The organism is Ketogulonicigenium robustum (genome assembly GCF_002117445.1).
GTDB classification, from domain to species: domain Bacteria; phylum Pseudomonadota; class Alphaproteobacteria; order Rhodobacterales; family Rhodobacteraceae; genus Ketogulonicigenium; species Ketogulonicigenium robustum.
This window is the reverse complement of record NZ_CP019937.1, coordinates 2,220,237-2,236,845: the sequence shown is the minus strand read 5'-3', so window position 1 is coordinate 2,236,845 and position 16,609 is coordinate 2,220,237. Positions and strand designations below refer to the sequence as shown.

Below are 16,609 nucleotides of genomic sequence, written 5' to 3'. Positions count from 1 at the left end.
ATCAAAGACGTCCGGACAGCAGAAGGCTAGCCAGTTGCAGCAGCAGCCCCTGCGCCCCAATAGGCCGCATCATGTAAATCGCAGCGATGACCGCAAAGCCGATCAGCCAGTCGGGCGGAAGGCGATTGTAAACCCGCGGCGCGTAGGCCTTTAGCACGTAGCCCGCGGCAAACGGGGGCAGCGGGATCAGGTTCATCAGCACCGTCAAGGCACAGATCGGCGCAAGGGTTGTCAGCCAATTCTGCACCCCGATCCCGAAGGGCGGCGGGAAGAAACGTACCGGATAGGGGCTAAGAAACAGCGCCAGGTTCCCCAAAGCCACCAGAACCGCCATCGCCGCCACGACAGCGGCGGCAGTGCCCAATGGCCCGCCGCGCAGCAGGCGCGGATCAACGTCCAGCGGCTTCGCCCAGCCAAAGCGCACGATAACCGTGCCCACCCATGCCAACCATCCGGTGTGCAAAACGGGGCTGGGATGGCCGCGGCCGTCCAGCACGGGGCCTTCGTCGCCCAGAAGTTTGAACATCCACGCCAGCGCGGCGCCAAACACCCCTATGGCGACAAGACCGCCCGTCGCCCGCAGAAAAATCTGCCACACCGTCAGGTCTAGTGCGGGGATCATATCAGCCCTCGGGCAACATGTGGTGTTTGATTTGCAACGCCTCGATCGTGCCGTCGGCCATGAGGGCGGCGATCGCATCGTTCAGCATGGTGTTGAGGTAGCCGTCCTGCCCGCGGGTCGCGATGCCGATGGCCGATGTGCGCGCCACGAACGGCAAGTCGTCCAGCGCGAAGATCTTGGGGTCGTCGCCCATGTCGTGGCGGGCCAGATAGAACCCTTGGCGCCAGATCATGCCCAGCGTGGTCGACCCATCCAGCACACGTTCCACAACGCGGCCGTTGTCGTGATAGGGGGTGCGCGACCAGCCTGGGGTCGAGTTAACGTAGGAGATCAGCTGGCTGTCGCCCGGCGTCGTCATGCGGATGCCAACGCGCACCGGCGGGGTCAAATCCGCGACGCGGTGAATGTCGGGGTTCGCCGAAAACAGGATCGATTCGACGTTGATGTAGGGCTGGGTCACCTTCATCCATTCGGGGGCGTTGGTATTGGCCACATACCCCATGAAGGCGTCGCAGTTCTGGGCGAGCAGGACGAAAATTTGTTCGTCACTCACTGGTAGGCGGTAGTCATACGAGGTCGGGGTCGACTGCAGGTCACCCTCTTTATAAGTGAACAGGGTCACTTCGGTCAGCAGGGCATCGCCGAGGGCCTGCGCCAGATCCTGTTCGAATTCCGATAGCGCGTTGAAGCCGTTGTAGCAGAAGGTCAGCTTGTTATCTTGGCTGGTCCGTTCGGTGTACATGTTGCGCGCCACGACCTCGCTTTGGGCCAGCGCGCCGGTGCCGATCAGCATCAGGGCAAGTGATGCGACATATCCGCACATATTCGGGCGTCTCATCTGCATATCCTCGGGACTTCTGTTGTTATGTAAAGATTTATTCAGATTGCTGGGTAAACACCAGCGTCAATTTGACGCAATTTGAATCGCCTAAAGGCTGTCTTCCGCCCTAAAAGGGGGCTGGCCTATATGACAAAGGGCCCCGCAGGGCCCTTTGCTATGATGTGCGCTGCCAGACTTATTGCTGGGGCAGAGCGAAAACGTAGACGGCGTTACCGATCGAGGTCGAGTCAACAGGCTCGGCCAGCGGACGGTTCTGGACCGCGCCGTAGGTGGTGCCGCCACCAGCGATGGCGATGTACTGCACGCCGTCCAGTTCGTACGACACGGCTTGGCCCGAAGCGACAGTCGCCAGACGGGTCTGCCACAGGGTCTCGCCAGTTTCCTCGCTGAGGGCACGGAAGTAGCGATCGCTGCCGCCGTTGAACAGCACGCCGCCAGCCGTCGAGAGGACCGGCGAGTAGTTCGACGCCAGACGTTCGACCGACCACAGGGTTTTGCCCGTGCTGATGTCGATCGCGTCGATGCGGCCCATGTTTTCTTTTTCCGGCGCAAGCAGGTAAGTCGCGCTGGTGTTGTAGACGTCCATTGCCGTGAACTCTTGATCGACTGCCGCCAAATCCGCACAGGCGTTGTTCAGGGGAATGAAGTAGATGCCGCTATCGGGGTTCAAGGATGCCGACGGCCAGTCGCGTCCACCCAAGAATGTCGGGCAAATGCGGTAGTCGGTGTCCAGATCTTTTAGGATGATATCTTCATTCACCGTGACCAGACCGGTTTCGTCGATCGAACTGATCATGTTTTGGTAGTTGGTGTCGCGCGCCCACAGGAATTCGCCCGTTTCAGCGTCGAACTGCCACATGGTACCGGTTTTGCACGGAACGCCGGTCAGCACGCGACGCTCGCCAGTGGCGGCGTTGGGGTTGATCGACTTCAGGCCGTCCATGTCAGCCGAAGGCTGGACGTCGACATTGGCGACCATCATTTCGAACGTGCACTCTTGGTCCCAGTTGTCGCGGGGCAGAGTTTGGTGACGCCAGACGATTTCGCCGGTGTCGGGGCGCACGGCGAAACGGGTGTTCGTGCCGTACATGGTGCCGCCGGTGGTGCCGCGTTGGGTTTCCGAAGCCGGGCCGACGGCCGACGATCCGTAGAATACCAGGTTGGTGACGGGGTCGTACGTGATTTGGCCCCAGACGCCGGTCATCCAGCGGGCTTCGTAGTCGTTGCCCCAGGTTTCATCGCCTTCTTCACCCGCTTTGGGGATGAAGTAGTTGCGCCACAGTTCTTCACCGGTAGTCGCGTCATGGCCCGAAACGAAGCAGCCGAAGGGCGAGTATTGGCAGGTCGAACCGGCCACGATCACGCCGTTAGCCACGATCGGGCCCGACGAGTTAGAAACCATGTCTTCGCCTTGGCCGCGGTCGACGTCGAACGTGACTTGGCCGGTGGCTGCGTCCAGCGCAACCAGGTGGTTGTCCCACGAGACGAAGTAAACGTTGGTGCCGTACAGCGCGATACCGCGGATCGGCTCACCGAAGCTGTTCAGCGTTGCCACGTTGGGCAGCTGGCGGCGGTGTTCCCAGATCAGGTCGCCGGTTTTAGCGTCGATCGCTTGGATGATGTCGCCGGGGTTCGCCAGGTACATCACGCCATCATGGATCAGCGGAGTGACTTGGACTTTGCCGGCGTTCATGCCGCGCGCCCAGACCAGTTGCAGCTGACCGACGTTCTCGGGCGTGATCTGGTTCAGGGGCGAGTGGCGATAGTTTTCTTGGTTGCGGCCGTAGCTGATCCATTCGCCGGCGGGCGGGTTTGCCAGCAGCTCGTCGGTGACGGGGGTCACATCAGCAAGCGCAATTGTGCCGTAGCTTGCAAGCGCAGCAACGCCTGCAAACAGAAAAGACTTCGTCTTCATCGGTTTGACCTTGATTTGGGTTTTTGGGGTAAAGGGGTTGGAATGGCCGGCATAGCGGCCGGCCATTCCCGGGGTGGCTGGCCTTAGTTAGGCTTGCGACCCATCATGATGTTGCCGAGATCGGCTTCAGTCAGCTCGGCATCGCCCGGCTCTGCGCCGTGCGAGCTGAGGATGAAGGCGGTGATGTCGACATAGGCTTCGTTGCTCAGCGAGTGGGGCGCACCCATCGGCATGTTAGCAACAACGTAGTCGAAGTACTCTTGCAGCGGCTTGTCTGCGTACTTGTTGTTGATAACGGGGCCAATCACGCGCGGGCCACCCGACGAACCACGACCGGTCGGGCCATGGCAGCTGGCGCAGCTAGCTGTCCAGTCAGTTTGGCCACGCTCGGCTTGCTCGGCGGTGAAGACGCCGTCGTAGATGGTACGCGTACCACCTTCGGTTGCGGCGGCTTCTTCGGTAGCTGCGGTGTCAGCGGCGGGAGTCCGCTCGATGTTGCTGAAAGCAAATGCGCCCGTCGTGCCAGCCAGAACGGCCGACAGAGCAAGAACACCGCCCAGAATCGTTTTGTTGTTCATTTTAGCTTCCTTTACCTTGCTGCGGTGCAGATCCGGGCAAGGTCCCGACACCTGCATGCACGCCCTATATAGACGTATGAAACAGGAATGTCAGTCTTTGCCGGGCAACTCAGCCTCGGGTGTTTCAGCCCCCCAGTCGTCGTCGATGGCGCCGGGATTGGCGGCACAGCACATTTTTGTGGGTGTGAAGTCAAGTGCGCGGCGGGGTGCGGATTCGGCCCTAAACGTGCGACAATTTGCTGTATGCGCAGTTAACTTAGTAGCTAAATGGTTCTAACCCTGCGATCCGTGCGCAGTGCGCCGCGCAGTGTTGCCCATGCTGATGATCAAAGATCGCGATTTGTCGCAGGAAGAAATTTTTCATCGCATTTGTGTGATTGGCAGGTAACAGCACGTCACGCGCCCGCGACGGGGTAGAATAATTGTGATCGCCGCGCCAAACTGGTGGCAACACGCCGGCAGGGGCGGTTTCCGGGGTGATTCGCGGCCTGTCATGGCGCGAATGTGCGAAATTGTGCCCGCCCGAAGCGCGAAATCCGCGGTCTGATCGGCTGAATGTGATCGCATCCGGGGCAAACACGCGGCCGATCACGGTGTGTTCAGCAAGTTTTCGCGCAATCAGCTGCGAAGCGGGGCTTTTCGCCTAGGCAGCTTTGTTGTTATGGCTTTGGGTATCGGGTTGAAATAGCCCGCCTCGCAAACAGGTTTTCGGGTGATCGCCCGTCTGGCCATGGCAGGGCTTAGAAAAAGACGGCTTGGAGGCTGCAATGATTTCACGACGGATGGGTGCTGTGCGGGCTTTGGTTGCCGGTCTGGCCGTTGTTGCGGGGATCACGCCCGCAATCGCGCAACAGACCACGCAGAACCGCGTTGGGACTTTTACGAACTGGGACGTCTACGAAGAACAGTCGCCCCATGAGTGCATGGCCGTATCGCAAACCACTGACTGGTATGCGACGAACGCCAGCGGCGCCCGCACGACAGTGTCGCGCGGATCGTTCTTCTTGTTCGTGTTCTTCCGCCCCGAGGCGGGCGTGCGCGGTCAAATCGCCTATACGGGCGGCTATGCGTTCCGCGACGGGTCGAACGTGACGCTGACCATCGACGGTACGGCTTACCAGATGTTCACGCAAGGCGAATGGGCCTGGCTGGCCTCGGCCGAGGATGACGCCCGCGTTGTCGCCGCGCTGAAGCGTGGCTCGCGCGCGGTGGTCGAGGGTGTGTCGGGGCGGGGCAACCGCACGCATGACACGTTCTCGCTTTCGGGTGTGACTGCGGCGATCGACGACGCGCAGCGCCGCTGCGGCTAAGCGGGCGCCCCACGCTGGGGTGCGCCGCATGGCAAAACAGAAGATTTTCGGCGTGGAACCCTGCGGGGTTTTGCGCTAGAAGGCGCGTCTGTTGTATATTGCGAGTGATGCCATGACCTCCCCGGCGACCAGCTCTCTGCCTTTTGCTGTTCCTGCGATTGACCAAAGCCACCTGAAACAGGCCCCCGTCACGCAAGACGTTCTGACCATCGCGCGCAAATTGCCCGATGGCCCGCGCAACCTGATCGGGTTGACGCGCGTGCAGCTGCGGCAGGCGCTGATCGATGTGGGCGTGCCCGAAAAGCAGGCCAAGATGCGCATGGGGCAGCTGTGGCAGTGGATCTACGTCTGGGGCGTGCGCGATTTCGCCGCCATGACGAACCTTGCCAAGGATCTGCGCGCCACGCTGGCCGAGGCCTATGTGCTGGAGGTTCCCGAGGTCGTCACGCGTCAGGTGTCCGAGGACGGCACCCGCAAGTATTTGGTGCGCATCGCCGGCGGTCACGAGGTCGAGGTCGTCTACATTCCCGAAACCGACCGTGGCACGTTGTGTGTGTCCAGCCAAGTTGGCTGCACACTGACCTGTTCGTTCTGCCACACCGGCACGCAAAAGCTGGTGCGTAACCTGACCGCCGCCGAAATCGTCGGGCAGGTGCTGGTGGCCCGCGACGATTTGGGCGAATGGCCCGCGCCGGGGCAGGATGTCAGCGAACTCGGCCCGCGTCGCCTGTCGAATATCGTGCTGATGGGCATGGGCGAGCCGCTCTATAACTTTGAAAACGTGCGCGATGCGATGAAAATCGTGATGGACCCCGAGGGGATCCAGCTGTCGCGCCGCCGCATTACGCTGTCGACCTCGGGGATCGTGCCCGAAATCGCCCGCACGGCCGAGGAAATCGGCTGCCAGCTGGCCGTCAGCTTCCACGCCACCACCGATGAGGTGCGCAATGTGCTGGTGCCGGTGAACCGCAAGTGGAACATCGAAACTCTGCTGAGTGCGCTGCGTGAATACCCCGCGCTGTCGAATTCCGAACGCATCACGTTTGAATACGTGATGCTGCGCGGCGTGAACGACAGCGATGAAGACGCGCGCCGTCTGGTCGAGTTGATCCGCGGCATCCCTGCCAAGATCAACCTGATCCCTTTCAACGAATGGCCCGGCTCGCCCTATCAGCGTTCGACCAAGGCGCGGATCGAGGCTTTCGCCGACATCGTCAATGCTGCAGGCTATGCCAGCCCCGTCCGTCGCCCGCGCGGCGAGGATATTATGGCCGCCTGTGGTCAGCTGAAATCGGCGACCGAACGCGCGCGCAAATCCCGCGCTGCCATCGCCGCCGAGGTTGCAAATAACGCCTGACATCAGGGTGTCAGACCCTTTCCCAAAAGGACATTGCGATGAAGATCAAGCTGAACGCCGTCGAGTTTGACGTTCTGCCCGTGCCGCGCCAGCTGCGTGCCGCACTGCTGCAGCAGCCCTCGATTCGGCCCGGTATCCTGCGCGAGGTGTATGTGCACACCCGCGCCGAGGGGGGCAAAACCATCGGCCCGACCAGCCCGCAAGGCGGAGTGATGCTGCCGAACGGCCTCAGCTTCTTTGTGCCCAAGGCCGGCAGCGCCGACGCCCCCGAAATCGCCGAGGGCCCGTCGAAAAAGATGTCCGAGCGTTTCATAGAGGCCGTTGGCGCGCGCGATATGCGCGAGTTGCAGGACGCCGTCCACCGCCTGTTCGGGGCCAGCCAACGCGCCCTGCCCATCAACGATTTCGCGGCGCTGAACCCTGTTGCCGACTGGCGCTTGCTGATGGGCACCGACTTTGCCGTGCTGCAACTGGTGAATGCGGCCCGCAACCTGTCGGCCTTCGTGATCGTTCCCGCGCAGGTCGGCTTTGTGGCGACCGTGACCGAGGAAGGCGAGGGCCTGCCCGAGGTGATGGCCACCAAGCCTGGCCTTTTGCAGAATCAACCCGGTTTCATCATTCCGCCCAGCACGCAGCCGGGCGAAAGTGCCCGCCGCATCGCGCTGGAACAGCGCGTGCGCGAGCTGGCCGCCGCGCTGGATGGCCGGACGCCTGCCGAACTTCCCGCCGATGACCCCCGCCAAAGCGAATCGCAGCGTCTTTCGGTTGAATGGGCCATGTTGTTCCCGCGCACCGGCGCACAGCGGCCCCAACAGCCTGCCGCGTCCGTACGTCGCGCCTGATTGCCTTGCCTGTTGGGCCGGACTAACACTTCGGCCCAAGACACCCCAAAGGAGAGAACCATGTCGAATGCCGCCCTTGAAGCCGCCATCGAGGCCGCTTGGGAAGACCGCGCCGCCCTGACCCCCGCCAGCCGTGGCGAAGCCGTCGATGCCATCGAGGCCACACTGGAGGCGCTGGACAAGGGCAAGCTGCGCGTGGCCGAACGTCAGGCCAGCGGCGAATGGCACGTGAACCAATGGGCGAAAAAGGCGGTTTTACTGGGCTTCCGCATCAAGGACATGGAAATCCACGCGGGCGGGCCGCAAGGCAGCACGTGGTGGGACAAGGTCGACAGCAAGTTCAAGGGCTGGGGCACCGAGGACTGGCAGCAGGCAGGCTTCCGCGCCGTGCCGAACTGCGTCGTGCGCCGTTCGGCTTATATCGCGCCCGGCGCGGTGCTGATGCCCAGCTTCGTCAACCTTGGCGCGTATGTCGATGAAGGCACCATGGTCGACACATGGGTGACCGTCGGCTCGTGCGCGCAGATCGGCAAGAACGTCCACCTGTCGGGCGGCGTAGGCATCGGCGGCGTGCTGGAGCCGATGCAGGCCGGCCCGACCATCATCGAGGACAACTGCTTCATCGGTGCGCGTTCGGAAATCGTCGAAGGTGTGGTCGTGCGCGAGGGATCGGTGATCTCGATGGGCGTTTTCATCGGTAAATCAACAAAGATCTTTAATCGCGAGACAGGAGAGGTTACCTTTGGGGAAGTTCCGCCTTATTCGGTGGTGGTATCTGGCTCGCTGCCCTCGAAGAATGGTGTGAACCTGTATTGTGCGGTGATCGTCAAGCAGGTCGATGCCAAGACGCGTTCGTCAACCGGCATCAACGAGCTTCTGCGCGACTAAGGGTTCTTGGGCCCGCACCGCACGCCAAAACCGGGCTATGCCCGCTAAATAAGGAGCTTGCGTATGGGACTGGGTATTCTTGGGAATATCATTATCGGTGGTCTGGCAGGCTGGTTCGCCAGCATGATCATGAAGGCCGATACAGGTATCATTCTGAACGTCATTCTTGGCATCGTTGGTGCGGTGCTGCTGAACGTCGTTCTGGCCGCTATGGGCATTTACGCCGCTGACGCGTGGATCCCGCAATTGATCGTTGGTCTGGTGGGTGCCTGCATCCTGATCGCCATCGGGCGCGCGGTTAAACGCTAGCAGGCGTTGCACGGGAAACATCGGGGCGGTACCGCAAGGTGCCGCCCCGTTTCTATGTGTGCCCCGCTTGCCGTGTCCGCTTGACATTGCGCGGGGCAGGCGACAGCTACGGCTCGCAACCGGCCCCCAAACGAAAGGCAACCCGATGTCTGACGAAAAGATCGAAAAGACCAAACGTCCCCAGCAAGTCTACACCCTGCTGGTCGAGGTTGGCCGCCACGAAGGCGACGGGTTGCCGGATGACGCCACGGGCGCGGCCTTGCTGTGCTACGCCAGCGGCGTAGACGAGGCTGAAGCCGTACGTGAAACGGTGGCGATCCTGAAGCAGGCTGACATGGCGCCGCTGGATGTCACTGGCTACGGCACGCTGGAAGACCGCCTTGCCGACGGCCCCGAAGTGTCCGACGACGAACGCGCGCTGATGGAGCGGGCCTTGGCGGAAAATAGCGTCGTCGTGGCGCAGGTCACCCCCTTCGCTGGCGACGATAAATGAAGGTCGATGCCGTCCAACTGACCGCCGATCTGATCCGCTGCCCCTCTGTCACCCCGAACGAGGGCGGGGCGCTGGTTCTGCTGGAGGGGCACCTGACTGCGGCAGGCTTCACCTGCGCCCGGGTTGACCGCGGCGGGATCAGCAATCTATTTGCCCGCTGGGGCCGCAAGGGCGCGAACCGGTCATTCGGTTTCAATGGGCATATTGACGTCGTGCCTGTGGGGGATCGCACGGCGTGGACGCATGATCCCTTCGGCGCCGAGGTTGTAGACGGTTATATGTATGGGCGCGGCGCGGTTGACATGAAGTCCGGTGTCGCGGCCTTTGTCGCGGCCGCGATTGATTTCGTGCAGACCACCCCGCCCGATGGGGCGGTAGTTCTGGCGCTGACCGGCGACGAGGAAGACGTGGCCGAAGATGGCACCCGCGCGCTGCTGGACTGGATGGCCGACACGGGCGAGACGATGGATGTCTGTTTGGTGGGCGAGCCGACCAGCCCAGAAGTGCTGGGCGATATGATGAAGATCGGGCGGCGCGGCTCGGTCACGGTCTGGTTTACGGTCGTGGGGCAGCAGGGGCACGCGGCCTATCCGCTGCGGGCGCTGAACCCGATGCCCGCCATTGCCCGCCTGATGGATCGGCTGTCGTCCCATGTGCTGGACACGGGGACGGCGCATTTCGATGCCTCGTCCTTGCAGGTGGTGACGATCGACACTGGCAACAGCGCGACGAATGTGATCCCCGGCCAAACGACGGCAACGGTGAATGTGCGCTTCAACGACACGCACACCGGCGCGGGGCTGGTGGATTGGATGCAGGCCGAAGCTGATAAGGTGGCGGCGGAATTCGGCGTGCAGGTCAGCCTGCGCAGCCGTATTTCGGGCGAGGCCTTTCTAACGCCCCCCGGCGCGCTGTCGGATATGGTGTCCCGCGCGGTTCAGGCCGAAACCGGCCTGACGCCCGTGCTGTCCACCAGTGGGGGCACCTCGGATGCGCGTTTCGTGAAATCGCATTGCCCTGTCGTGGAATTCGGCCTTGTGGGCAAGCGTATGCACGGGGTCGATGAACGGGTCGAGGTTGCCCAAATCGGCCAGTTGCAGGCAATTTACGCCCGCATTCTGGCCGATTATTTCGCGTGAAACCCTAGCGCAGCCGCTCTAGCAGGCTGCGCGAGGGGTAGCCGTCGGCTGTGATGCCGTTCGCGCTCTGATAGGCGCGGATGGCATTTTGGCTGTTGCTGCCCAAAATGCCGTCGGTGCCGCCGGTATTATAGCCCGCGCGGGTCAGGCGTTCTTGCAGCTGCACACGCTCGGCGCGGTTCAGGGGGGCTTCGCTGGGGAAGCTGGCTGCGATGCGCGGCCCGCCGCGCAGGCGGTCGGCCAAGTGACCGACGCCGATCACGTAGGAATCCGACGCGTTATAGCGCGAGATCACCGTGAAGTTGCGGAAGATCATGAAAGCAGGGCCGTTCGCGCCCGCGGGAACCAGAATCGAGGCCTCGCCCCCCGGCAGGTTGCCGTTCACCGCGCGCACGCCCAGCGACTGCCATTCCGACACGGGTCGGTTCTGGTTCTTGCCGGTCAGGCTGTAGTTGAACCCGCTGGGCAGGCGCACTTCCACGCCCCACGGTTGGCCGGTGACCCAGCCGTGCCGCGACAGATAGGCCGCGGTCGATGCCAGCGCGTCGGTCGGGTCGTCCGACCAGATATCGCGGCGACCATCGCCGCGGAAGTCGACGGCATATTCCAAGAAGGACGTCGGCATGAACTGCGTGTGGCCCATCGCGCCTGCCCAGCTGCCCAACATGTGTTCGGCATCGGTGTCATGTGCGTCGAGGATCTTCAGCGCCGCGATCAACTGGTTTTCGAAGAAGCTGGCTCGCCGCCCATCATAGGCCAGCGTCGACAGGGCCGAGATGATGCGGATGTCGCCGCGCCGTGCGCCGTAGTTCGATTCCATGCCCCAGACCGCGACCACGACGTGACGGTCGACGCCGTAGCGCGCCTCGATCTGCGACAGCAGGTTGGCGTGCTGCGCCAGCATCGCGCGGCCCGTCTCGACGCGCGCGTCCGATGCGGCGGTGGACAGGTAGTCGCCCAGGGATCGGGTGAATTCAGCTTGGCTGCGGTCGTTTTCAACCACGCGCGGCAGGTATTCTGCGGTGCGGAAGGCCGCGTCAAAGGTGCGGCCCGAAATTCCGGCGGCCAGTGCGCGCGCGCGGAACCCATTTTGCCACTGCAGATAGCCCGCGTTTGATTGCCCGTTCATCGACGAGGTTCCCGATTGTTGGTTCGGTGTGCTTTGGGCATAGGCCGCGCCAGCATAGCGCGAGGCATTCGTGGTGCCCCAGCCGCATCCCGTCAGTGCAAATGCACAGGCGCAAAACACGGCGCCGCGAAAGAAAATAGCCATAACTGCTCGCTTTACGTCGGTAGTGACGTTGTTGCCTGAAACACGGGCTTTTTTTGCCCTTATTACAGGCACCCTAACGCAGTTATGGCTTTTTTCATAGCCCTCGGCGAAGGCCGGGCCGCCTAGATCGAGATATTCGCCGCCCCGCCGTCCAGCATGATGTTCTGCCCGACGATGAAGCCGGCGTGCTGCGAACACAGGAAGGCACAGGTCGCGCCGAATTCCGCTGATGTGCCGTAGCGACCAGCCGGGATGCTGGCTTGGCGGCGGGTGGCGGCCTCCTCGATGGTGATGCCTTGGGTCGAGGCGACGCCTTTATCAAGGCTTGCTGCACGGTCGGTGGCGTGGATGCCGGGCAGCATATTGTTGATCGTCACGCCAAAACGCGCAACCTGCCGCGATGTGCCCGCCACAAACCCCGTCAAGCCGGTGCGCGCAGTGTTCGATAGGCCCAGTTCCGCAATAGGGGCGCGCACGGCCGAGGATGTGATATTTACCACGCGGCCCCAGCCCTTGGCGATCATATGTGGCAGCATGGCCTGCATCAGGGCGATGGGCGTCAGCATATTACCGTCCAGCGCCTTGATGAAATCGTCGCGCGTCCAGTTCGACCACGTGCCGGGGGGCGGGCCGCCCGCGTTGGTGACCAGAATGTCGACATGACCTGCCGCCTCCAGTACCTTGGCGCGGCCTTCTTCGGTGGTGATGTCGGCGGCCACGGTGGTGACGTTCACACCATAGGCGGCGCGGATGACCTCGGCGGTGTCCTCCAGCGCCTCGATCCCGCGCGCGTTCAGCACCAGATCAACGCCTGCAGCGGCCAGCGCCTCGGCGCAGCCACGGCCCAACCCCTTCGAGCTTGCGCCGATCAGCGCACGTTTGCCGCGAATACCCAGATCCATCTTTTCCCCCTAACTGCGTTTGCGGATGACTTTGCGTTTCTCTTTCTTGGCGGCCTTGGCCAGCTTGCCTTTGATCTTGCCGGGCATGCGGCGCACGCCTTTGCCACCGCCGCGCGGGCCGCGTGGCATGGTCTGGCCCTCGCGCTCGATCAGTTCCAGCGTGATGCCGCCGGTGACAGCTGCGGCCTCGGCCAAACGCACGGTGACGCGCTGGCCTAGTTCGAACACGATCCCGCTGTTGCCGCCCATCAGGGTCTGGCTGTCGCGGTCGTAGTGGAAGTATTCGTTGCCCAAACTGCGCACGGGCACCAGCCCGTCGGCGCCGGTTTCGTCCAATCGGACGAACAGCCCGAACTTGACGATGCCTGCAATGCGGCCCGTCATCTCGGCACCCACGTGCGATGACAAGAAGGCCGCCAGATAGCGGTCGGTCGTGTCGCGTTCCGCCATCATTGAACGGCGCTCGCTGGCCGAGATCATCTCGCCGGTCTGGTCCAGATCCTCGACATCGGTTTGCGACAGGCCGTCGCGTTTGACACCCGCGAAATGGTTGGCCGAAATCAGCGCGCGGTGCACGATCAGGTCGCTATAGCGGCGGATGGGCGAGGTGAAATGTGCGTAATTGCGCAGCGCCAGCCCGAAGTGGCCAAAGTTCTGCGCGCTGTAATAGGCCTGCGTCATGCTGCGCAGCGTGGCCATATTTATCACCTCGGCCTGATCGGACCCTGCTGCTTGCGACAGCAAACGGTTCAGGTGACGGGTGTGCAGCACTTGGCCTTTGGCCAGTTGCAGCCCCGAAGCCTGAGCCATCTCGCGCAAGGCCTCCAGCTTTTCTGGGGCGGGCTCTTCGTGCACGCGAAACAGCAGCGGGGTTTTTTTCTTGGTCAGTTCCTCGGCGGCGGCGACGTTGGCCAACACCATGAATTCTTCGATCAGCTTGTGCGCATCAAGGCGTTCCTTGAACGAAACCGAAGTCACCTTGCCCTCGTCCGACAGGATGATCTGGCGTTCGGGCAGGTCCAGCTCCAATGGCTGGCGGGCCTCGCGGGCGCGCAGCAGGGCATCATAGGCGGCGTAAAGCGGTTTTAGAACCGGTTCCAGCAGCGGGGCGGTGGCATCGTTCGGTTGGCCGTCGATGGCGTCCTGCACCTCGGCATACGACAGCGATGCGGCCGATTGCATGATCCCGCGGAAGAATTGATGGCCGGTTTTGTGGCCATTTGCGTCAATGGTCATGCGCACGGCCAGACAGGCGCGCGGCACATGCGCGTGCAGGCTGCACAGATCGCCCGATAGGCGGTCGGGCAGCATGGGCACGACGCGGTCGGGGAAATAGGTCGAGTTGCCGCGCTTGCGCGCCTCGCGGTCCAGCGCCGATCCGGGGGTGACGTAGTGGGCCACATCAGCGATGGCGACCCACAGGATGAAGCCGCCCTCGACATCGGGGTCGGCTTGGGCCAGCACCGCGTCATCGCGGTCGCGCGCATCGGGCGGGTCGATGGTGACCAGCGGCAGGTCGGTCAGGTCGGTGCGGCCATCCAGTGCAGTGACGGGCTGGGCGGCGTCAGCCTCGGCCATCGCGGCATCGGGGAAGTGGTCGGGGATGCCATGCTGGCGAATCGCGATCAGGCTAACGGCACGGGGCGCAGAAGGGTCGCCCAGACGCGCCACGATGCGGGCCTTGGGCAGACCAAGGCGACCTTTAGGGCCGGCTTGTTCGGCCTCGACCAATTCACCATCCAGCGCGCCGCCGGACAGGCCGGGGTTCACGACCCATTGGTTGTGAACGGCCTTGTCGACAGGCAGAATGCGGCCACCTTCGCTGTCTTGGCGGTAGATGCCCAAGATGCGCAGCGGATTGGTGCCGATGCGGCGAATGCTGCGGGCGGTGTAGGCGTAATCTTCATCCTGCACGGCGGTCAGCTTGGCCAGCAGACGCTCGCCCGTGGCGACGGCGGGGTCGCCCGGCTGCACGATCAGCAAAATACGCGGCGGCGCCTCGGCCCCGTTCCACTCCAGCGGGCGCAGGAAGATGTCGCCGTCGCCATCGGCCTCTAGCACCTGCACGACGGAAATCGGCGGTAGCTTGTCGGATTCGCGGTAACTGCGGGCACGCTTTTGCAAATGCCCTTCGTCCTCAAGTTCGCGCAGAATGCGCTTGAGGTCGATACGGGCGGCGCCCTTGATGCCGAAGGCCTTGGCAATGTCGCGTTTGGCCGTAAGTGTGGGGTTGTCTGCGATCCATTGTAGGATCGCTTCGCGCGATGGGATCTGGTTCATAGCCAGCCGTTAGCACGGCTGGCGCGCGACGTCACAGGCTATCTGCGAATTCGCGGATGACACCTTCATAGACATGTCGCTTGAAAGGCACGATTTCGGGCACAAGGTCCGTGATCGCGGCCCATTTCCATTCCGAAAACTCGGGGTGGTCGGTGGCGATATTGATGTCGGCATCGGTGCCGTGAAAGCGCAGCAGAACCCAAGTCTGGATTTGCCCGCGATACTTGCCACCCCACGCGACGCCCAACAGCTCGGGCGGCAGCTCGTAGGTATAGGTCCCGGTGCTGATGCGTTCTAGCGTGACTTTATCGGCGGTGACGCCGGTTTCTTCCCACAGCTCGCGCAGGCCAGCGGTTTTGGCATCCTCGCCGGGGTCGATGCCACCTTGGGGCATCTGCCAGGCGGGGCCAGGGGTGTCGATGCGGCGCCCGACAAAGGCGCGCCCCGCGTCATTCACCAGCATGACACCCACACAGGGGCGATAGGGCAGATCGCTCATTCTGCAGCCTTCACGTTCATGGCCGACAGGCCGGTGAGAATGTCGATCGCATAGGCCATCTGGTAGTCTTGCTGGCGCAGCGCGGCGGTTGCCTCGGCGCGGGCGCGCTGTTCTTCCAGATGCTGGCGTTCGTCGTCTGTCAGGCTGTCGTTGTTCAGCGATCCGCGCAGGCTGGCCTCGGTGCGCAGGGCGCCGTTTGGCGTTTCAGCCTCGTCGGTGCGGGGCTGCGGCTGTTCCACGATAATGTCGGGCGACACGCCCACGGCCTGAATCGACCGCCCCGAGGGCGTGTAATAGCGGGCGGTGGTCAGGCGCATGGCGGCCTCACCCTCCAGCGGCATCAAGGTTTGGACCGAGCCTTTGCCGAAGCTTTGGGTGCCGACCACGATGGCGCGGCCGTGGTCTTGCAGCGCGCCCGCCACGATTTCCGACGCCGAGGCCGAGCCGCCGTTGATCAGCACCACAAGGGGCTTGCCCTCGATCAGATCGCCGGGGGTGGCGTTGTAGCGCTCGGACTGGGCCGGATCGCGCCCACGGGTCGAGACTATCTCGCCCGAATCAAGGAATGCGTCGGCGACGTAGATCGCTTGGTTCAGTAGGCCGCCGGGGTTGTTGCGCAGGTCGATCACCACGCCGTCGACATTGTCGATGCCGCCTGCGGCCTCGATCTGTTCGGCAAGGCCGCTGGCCATATTGTCATAGGTCTGATCGCTGAAGGTGGTCAGGCGCAGTACCACGGAATTCCCCTCGGTGCGGGCGCGGGCGGCGGTCAGGCGGATGGTATCGCGCACCAGCGCGACATCAAACGTGTCGCTGCTGCCTTCGCGGGCGATGGTCAGCGTCACTTCCGACCCGACGGGGCCGCGCATCAGTTCGACCGCATCATCCAGCACAAGACCCATGGTGCTTTGGCCATCGACGGCGGTGATGAAATCGCCTGCTTGCAGGCCCGCCGCCTCGGCGGGGGTGCCATCCATGGGCGAGACGACCTTGACCCAGCCGTCTTCTTGCGTGACCTCCAACCCGAGGCCACCGAACGCGCCGCGCGTTTGAACGCGCATATCGGCGGCCGCATCGGCCGACAGATAGCTGGAATGCGGGTCGAGCGAGGTCAGCATCCCATTGATCGCCGCTTCGATCAGCTGTTTTTCATCAACCTCTTCGACGTAATTCGCGCGGATCCGCTCAAGGATCGTGCCGAACAGGTCCAGCTGTTCGTACAGCGTCTGGCTGTCTTCCTGCTGCGCCATCAGGGGCGCGGCGAACTGGGTCGTGACCAAAAGCCCGAGGGCCGTGCCGCCCAGTGCAGAAACCAGGTACTTCTTCATCGTCTATATCCTTGCTGCGGGGATGCCTGCGCC

At 63.0% G+C, this 16,609-nt stretch carries 16 protein-coding genes; 7 read left to right on the top strand and 9 right to left on the bottom strand.

The window, feature by feature from the left end; translation table 11 throughout:
- Window position 1: 1 nt before the first annotated feature.
- The 4 genes from BVG79_RS11175 to BVG79_RS11160 all read right to left on the bottom strand — a co-directional run bounded on the left by BVG79_RS11175 (window position 2) and on the right by BVG79_RS11160 (window position 3,956).
- Window positions 2–622, bottom strand: a complete 621-nt coding sequence (locus BVG79_RS11175; protein ID WP_085786966.1) for a peptidase M50 — start codon at window positions 620–622, stop codon at window positions 2–4.
- Window position 623: 1 nt separating this feature from the next.
- Window positions 624–1,460: a substrate-binding periplasmic protein gene (locus tag BVG79_RS11170; RefSeq protein ID WP_236951359.1), complete on the bottom strand. Its 837-nt coding sequence runs from the start codon at window positions 1,458–1,460 to the stop codon at window positions 624–626.
- Window positions 1,461–1,638: 178 nt separating this feature from the next.
- Window positions 1,639–3,378, bottom strand: a complete 1,740-nt coding sequence (locus BVG79_RS11165) for a pyrroloquinoline quinone-dependent dehydrogenase (RefSeq protein WP_085787374.1) — start codon at window positions 3,376–3,378, stop codon at window positions 1,639–1,641.
- An 83-nt stretch (window positions 3,379–3,461) separates the two neighbouring features.
- Complete coding sequence (locus tag BVG79_RS11160; RefSeq protein ID WP_085787373.1) at window positions 3,462–3,956, bottom strand: c-type cytochrome; 495 nt, start codon at window positions 3,954–3,956, stop codon at window positions 3,462–3,464.
- Between the two features lie 767 nt (window positions 3,957–4,723).
- Between BVG79_RS11160 and BVG79_RS11155 the strand changes: the two genes are divergently transcribed.
- The 7 genes from BVG79_RS11155 (at window position 4,724) to dapE (ending at window position 10,294) form a co-directional block, all read left to right on the top strand.
- The gene (locus BVG79_RS11155; RefSeq protein ID WP_085786964.1) at window positions 4,724–5,266 is read left to right on the top strand and encodes an invasion associated locus B family protein; all 543 of its coding nucleotides are present in this window, start codon (window positions 4,724–4,726) and stop codon (window positions 5,264–5,266) included.
- A 112-nt stretch (window positions 5,267–5,378) separates the two neighbouring features.
- Window positions 5,379–6,623, top strand: coding sequence for a dual-specificity RNA methyltransferase RlmN (gene rlmN / locus BVG79_RS11150; RefSeq protein WP_085786963.1), 1,245 nt, complete (start codon window positions 5,379–5,381; stop codon window positions 6,621–6,623).
- A 38-nt stretch (window positions 6,624–6,661) separates the two neighbouring features.
- The gene (locus BVG79_RS11145) at window positions 6,662–7,465 is read left to right on the top strand and encodes a hypothetical protein (protein WP_085786962.1); all 804 of its coding nucleotides are present in this window, start codon (window positions 6,662–6,664) and stop codon (window positions 7,463–7,465) included.
- Between the two features lie 60 nt (window positions 7,466–7,525).
- Window positions 7,526–8,353: a 2,3,4,5-tetrahydropyridine-2,6-dicarboxylate N-succinyltransferase gene (dapD, locus tag BVG79_RS11140; RefSeq protein WP_085786961.1), complete on the top strand. Its 828-nt coding sequence runs from the start codon at window positions 7,526–7,528 to the stop codon at window positions 8,351–8,353.
- Window positions 8,354–8,416: 63 nt separating this feature from the next.
- A complete protein-coding gene (locus BVG79_RS11135) occupies window positions 8,417–8,662 on the top strand; it encodes a GlsB/YeaQ/YmgE family stress response membrane protein (protein WP_085786960.1) in 246 nt (81 codons plus the stop codon).
- Window positions 8,663–8,807: 145 nt separating this feature from the next.
- Window positions 8,808–9,155, top strand: coding sequence for a hypothetical protein (locus tag BVG79_RS11130; protein WP_085786959.1), 348 nt, complete (start codon window positions 8,808–8,810; stop codon window positions 9,153–9,155).
- Entirely contained in the window at window positions 9,152–10,294 is a 1,143-nt protein-coding gene (gene dapE / locus BVG79_RS11125) for a succinyl-diaminopimelate desuccinylase (RefSeq protein ID WP_085786958.1), read from the top strand. Before BVG79_RS11130 ends, dapE begins: the two co-directional genes overlap by 4 nt.
- Window positions 10,295–10,298: 4 nt before the next feature.
- On the opposite strand, the gene BVG79_RS11120 is transcribed toward dapE, so the two are convergent.
- The 5 genes from BVG79_RS11120 to BVG79_RS11100 all read right to left on the bottom strand — a co-directional run bounded on the left by BVG79_RS11120 (window position 10,299) and on the right by BVG79_RS11100 (window position 16,576).
- Entirely contained in the window at window positions 10,299–11,567 is a 1,269-nt protein-coding gene (locus tag BVG79_RS11120; protein ID WP_085786957.1) for a lytic murein transglycosylase, read from the bottom strand.
- Between the two features lie 122 nt (window positions 11,568–11,689).
- Window positions 11,690–12,469 (bottom strand): SDR family oxidoreductase, encoded by a 780-nt coding sequence (locus tag BVG79_RS11115; RefSeq protein WP_085786956.1) that lies wholly within the window; start codon window positions 12,467–12,469, stop codon window positions 11,690–11,692.
- Window positions 12,470–12,478: 9 nt separating this feature from the next.
- Entirely contained in the window at window positions 12,479–14,749 is a 2,271-nt protein-coding gene (gene rnr / locus BVG79_RS11110) for a ribonuclease R (protein ID WP_085786955.1), read from the bottom strand.
- Window positions 14,750–14,780: 31 nt separating this feature from the next.
- The gene (locus BVG79_RS11105; RefSeq protein ID WP_085786954.1) at window positions 14,781–15,248 is read right to left on the bottom strand and encodes an RNA pyrophosphohydrolase; all 468 of its coding nucleotides are present in this window, start codon (window positions 15,246–15,248) and stop codon (window positions 14,781–14,783) included.
- Window positions 15,245–16,576 (bottom strand): S41 family peptidase, encoded by a 1,332-nt coding sequence (locus tag BVG79_RS11100; RefSeq protein ID WP_085786953.1) that lies wholly within the window; start codon window positions 16,574–16,576, stop codon window positions 15,245–15,247. The genes BVG79_RS11105 and BVG79_RS11100 overlap by 4 nt, the downstream gene beginning before the upstream one ends.
- Window positions 16,577–16,609: the final 33 nt, after the last annotated feature.

Excerpts from the sequence above, each read along its gene's own strand:
- BVG79_RS11175 (WP_085786966.1), bottom strand. The coding sequence starts at position 622 with ATGATCCCCGCACTAGACCTGACGGTGTGGCAGATTTTTCTGCGGGCG.
- BVG79_RS11170 (WP_236951359.1), bottom strand. The coding sequence starts at position 1,460 with ATGAGACGCCCGAATATGTGCGGATATGTCGCATCACTTGCCCTGATG.
- BVG79_RS11165 (WP_085787374.1), bottom strand. The coding sequence starts at position 3,378 with ATGAAGACGAAGTCTTTTCTGTTTGCAGGCGTTGCTGCGCTTGCAAGC.
- BVG79_RS11160 (WP_085787373.1), bottom strand. The coding sequence starts at position 3,956 with ATGAACAACAAAACGATTCTGGGCGGTGTTCTTGCTCTGTCGGCCGTT.
- BVG79_RS11155 (WP_085786964.1), top strand. The coding sequence starts at position 4,724 with ATGATTTCACGACGGATGGGTGCTGTGCGGGCTTTGGTTGCCGGTCTG.
- rlmN (WP_085786963.1), top strand. The coding sequence starts at position 5,379 with ATGACCTCCCCGGCGACCAGCTCTCTGCCTTTTGCTGTTCCTGCGATT.
- BVG79_RS11145 (WP_085786962.1), top strand. The coding sequence starts at position 6,662 with ATGAAGATCAAGCTGAACGCCGTCGAGTTTGACGTTCTGCCCGTGCCG.
- dapD (WP_085786961.1), top strand. The coding sequence starts at position 7,526 with ATGTCGAATGCCGCCCTTGAAGCCGCCATCGAGGCCGCTTGGGAAGAC.
- BVG79_RS11135 (WP_085786960.1), top strand. The coding sequence starts at position 8,417 with ATGGGACTGGGTATTCTTGGGAATATCATTATCGGTGGTCTGGCAGGC.
- BVG79_RS11130 (WP_085786959.1), top strand. The coding sequence starts at position 8,808 with ATGTCTGACGAAAAGATCGAAAAGACCAAACGTCCCCAGCAAGTCTAC.
- dapE (WP_085786958.1), top strand. The coding sequence starts at position 9,152 with ATGAAGGTCGATGCCGTCCAACTGACCGCCGATCTGATCCGCTGCCCC.
- BVG79_RS11120 (WP_085786957.1), bottom strand. The coding sequence starts at position 11,567 with ATGGCTATTTTCTTTCGCGGCGCCGTGTTTTGCGCCTGTGCATTTGCA.
- BVG79_RS11115 (WP_085786956.1), bottom strand. The coding sequence starts at position 12,469 with ATGGATCTGGGTATTCGCGGCAAACGTGCGCTGATCGGCGCAAGCTCG.
- rnr (WP_085786955.1), bottom strand. The coding sequence starts at position 14,749 with ATGAACCAGATCCCATCGCGCGAAGCGATCCTACAATGGATCGCAGAC.
- BVG79_RS11105 (WP_085786954.1), bottom strand. The coding sequence starts at position 15,248 with ATGAGCGATCTGCCCTATCGCCCCTGTGTGGGTGTCATGCTGGTGAAT.
- BVG79_RS11100 (WP_085786953.1), bottom strand. The coding sequence starts at position 16,576 with ATGAAGAAGTACCTGGTTTCTGCACTGGGCGGCACGGCCCTCGGGCTT.